The following is a 3,164-nucleotide window of genomic DNA, read 5'->3' on the forward strand; positions in this document are numbered from 1 at the left end:
CGGTTCGCCGCGTCGGGCGTCGGCGAGTATCCACAGCCTGTGGAGGGCGAGCAGCTCCTCCGGCGTGGCCCCGCACAGCCGGGCGAGGCGTTCGACCGGCGCGTACTCGGTGGGCACGGCGGCGCCGTGGCAGTAGCGGTGCAGCGTGGACGTGCTCATGTGCAGCCGCTTCGCCAGCGCGCCGTAGCTGCGACCGGAGCGGTCCTTCAGTTCGCGCAGGCGCGTCGCAAAGCGCTCCCGCTCGTCGCAGGCATCCACCATCGATATCCCCCCACCGTCCGCGCCGACGGTCTGTCGCGTTCCTGATGGCCGTTCCAGGACACCGGTGTTCTCGCAGGTCAGGTCGTTCCCGCCGTTCCATCATCCCGTATGCCCGGCGCACGCGTTGATTGTGGCGCGCGGCGGTCGAGACTGCTCCCAGGGACTCGCCGACCAGAGTCCCGTAAGGCCATCGATCCGCATCAGGAGAGCCGCATGACCGCTGTGAAGACCACGCCCGCCGCCGGGCGTGGACGGGGACGCCGTGTCCGTCTGGCCGGGACCGCCCTACTGGGGCTGGCCGCCGTCGCCCTGTGCCTGCCGCAGGCCGCTCAGGCCGCCGCCGGCGCGAAGTCCGCCGAGGGCGTCGCCACCGCCAAGTCCGCCACCGCCAAGTCCGCCACCGCCAAGGCCGTGACGTCGGGAAGCAAGGCCGCCGCGTGGAAGCCGGGCGCGGTCAGCCCCCGGCTGTCGGGGCTGCTCCTGCCGGGCGACCTTCCGCCGCACAAGGACGGCTGGTTTGTCAGCGAGACCGGCCACGGGCTCCTGCCGCACGGCGAGCTCTGCGTGACGGACGGCCTGCTGCCGAAGGCGGGCGCGAAGTACCGGACGTTCCAGAGCGGGTTGGACGCGGGGGCGAGCCAGACCGTCGTGAAGGCGAAGAACGCCACCGCGGCCGCGAAGCTGGTGAAGAAGGTGCGCGCGTCGGTCGAGGGCTGCCCGGCGAGGTGGAAGAAGGAGGACCCGACCGGCAAGGTCAGCTTCCGCGACCTCGGCGACTTCGGCGCGGGCAAGGACGGCCGGGTCTACGCCATCGCCACGGAGAACTGGGCGCAGGACGTCAACGTCATCGGCGTCGGCCGCAAGGACAACCAGGTGACGATCGTCCAGTGGGGCCAGATGGGGACGTTGAAGGACGTGCCGGAGAAGGAGTTCAAGAAGACCATGCGGACGGCGGTGAACAAGCTCGTCCGCTGATGACGGGCGTTCCGCCGGGCCGCGTGGGGGACGGCCTGGCGGAGCACCGCGCGGGACGTCGGGCCGGTCGGTCGCGTGTCCGCCCACGCGGCCGGCCGGCCCGGTCGTCGGTCAGTCCCGCTGCGCGTCCGCGGGCAGCTGCCGCAGCCGTACGGTGGTCGAGGACTTCACGCCGAACCCGTGGTCGAGCAGCTTCGTGGCGTCGGGGTAGCGGTCCTTGGCGTTGAGGACCACGCCGATGACCGTCCTGCCGTCGCGGGTGCCGGCGAAGACGAGGCACGGGCCGGCCGCGGTGGTGGTGCCGGTCTTGACGCCGGTGGCGCCGCGGTAGGAGCCCAGCAGCCGGTTGGTGTTGTACCAGGTGTAGGTGCGGGTGCCGCCGTTGCTGGTGGTCGCCTTCCGCACGGTCTTCTGGGTGCCGACGACGGTGCGCAGCGTCTTGTTCTTCAGCGCGTTGCGGGCGAGCTTCGCCAGGTCCTTCGGCGTCGAGTAGTTGTTGCCGGTGTTCGAGTTGCCGTCGAACGAGTCGAACCTGGTGTTCTCCAGGCCGAGGGCGGCGGCCCTCTTGTTCATCTTGCCGATGAACGACTTGGTCCGCGCGGAGTTGGTGGTGCCGGTGCCGAAGGTGTCGGCGAGGGCGTACGCGGCGTCCCCGCCGGACGGCAGCAGTGCCGCGTACAGCAGCTGGCGCACGGTGACCCGGTCGCCGGTCTTCAGGTCGGCGGTGCTCGAACCCGTGCGGGTGACGTAGTCGCGGTAGGCCTGTTTGACGGTGACCTTGCGGTCCAGGTTGAGGTCCTTCTCCCTCAGTACGACGTGGACGGTCATCAGCTTTGTGGTGCTGGCTATGGGGCGCCGGGTGTTGGGCGCCTTGCCGTAGATGCGGCTGCCGGTGGCGTCGTCGACGAGGTACGCGCCCCGGGCGCTGACGGTCGGGTCGGCCAGTGGCGCGACGGCCCGCGGGGCGGACTGGTTGACCTGCGCGGCGGGCTGAGCGGCCTGGGCCGCGGGGGCGACGAACACCGCCCCCGACAGCAGGGCCGCGGTGGCGGTGGTCGTGGCGACGGCGCTGACGACTGTGTTCGAGCGGCCCGATCGGCTGCTCGATCTCCTTCTTCTCATGCCTCCTCAAACCGTCGGACGCGCGGAAAAGTTGCCTTGACGGGGGAGGATTCTCGAACAGTCCGGTTCTAGTGCTGCTCGGCCGGTTCCGGTTCGGTGGGGGCGGCGCCGAGCCGGCGTTGCCGTGCCGTGTAGGCGGTGACGGCGCGCCACAGGTCGCGGCGGTCGACCTGCGGCCAGTACTCGTCGGTGAAGTGCAGTTCGGCGTAGCTCGACTGCCACGGCAGGAAGTTCGAGATCCGGTGGTCGCCACCGGTGCGCCACAGCAGGTCGACGTCCGGGAGCTGGGGGCGCGGCAGGTAGCGGGCGAAGGTGTGCTCGGAGATCTGCGGGGGCGCGATCTCCCCGGCGACCGCGGCGCGCGCCAACTCGGAGGCCGCGCCGGCCAGTTCGGCGCGCCCGCCGTAGTTGACGCACAGGGTGAAGGTCAGCCCGGAGCGGTCCTGGGTGGTGCGCTGGCGGTTCTCCAGCACCTCCACCAGCTCGCGGGGGAGGTTGTCGGGGCGGCCGGCCCAGCACAGCCGCACGTCGTGGTCGAACAGCTCGTCCTCCTCCAGTTCCGCGCACATGGTGCGGAACAGTTCGGAGACCTCGCCGGCCGGGCGGCGCCAGTTCTCGGTGGAGAAGGCGTAGACGGTCAGGTGGCCGAGGCCGATCTCCAGCGCGCCGTGCACGATGTCGCGCAGCGCGGCGGCGCCGGCGCGGTGGCCCTCGTGGCGGGGCAGACCGCGTTCGGTGGCCCAGCGGCCGTTGCCGTCGGCGATGACGGCGACGTGGGCCGGCATCCGGTCGGGATCGATCAGGGG

The 3,164-nt window shown here is 71.6% G+C and carries 4 protein-coding genes; 1 reads left to right on the forward strand and 3 read right to left on the reverse strand.

Features of this window, described 5'->3' with window-relative positions:
* Positions 1 to 261, reverse strand: a 261-nt coding sequence (locus GL263_RS24100) for a helix-turn-helix domain-containing protein (protein ID WP_182857852.1), incomplete at its 3' end; no start/stop codon positions are given.
* A 213-nt stretch (positions 262 to 474) separates the two neighbouring features.
* Here GL263_RS24100 and GL263_RS24105 point away from each other — a divergent pair.
* Positions 475 to 1,236: a hypothetical protein gene (locus tag GL263_RS24105; protein ID WP_182857853.1), complete on the forward strand. Its 762-nt coding sequence runs from the start codon at positions 475 to 477 to the stop codon at positions 1,234 to 1,236.
* A 111-nt stretch (positions 1,237 to 1,347) separates the two neighbouring features.
* Here GL263_RS24105 and GL263_RS24110 read toward each other — a convergent pair whose 3' ends face one another.
* Together GL263_RS24110 and uppS are read right to left on the reverse strand one after the other, a co-directional pair.
* Entirely contained in the window at positions 1,348 to 2,358 is a 1,011-nt protein-coding gene (locus GL263_RS24110) for a D-alanyl-D-alanine carboxypeptidase family protein (protein ID WP_182857854.1), read from the reverse strand.
* A gap of 68 nt (positions 2,359 to 2,426) precedes the next feature.
* The coding region (gene uppS, locus GL263_RS24115; protein ID WP_182857855.1) for a polyprenyl diphosphate synthase at positions 2,427 to 3,164 on the reverse strand (738 nt) is incomplete at its 5' end.

It is taken from the genome of Streptomyces durbertensis (genome assembly GCF_014156695.1).
In the GTDB taxonomy this organism is placed as follows: Bacteria; Actinomycetota; Actinomycetes; order Streptomycetales; family Streptomycetaceae; genus Streptomyces; species Streptomyces durbertensis.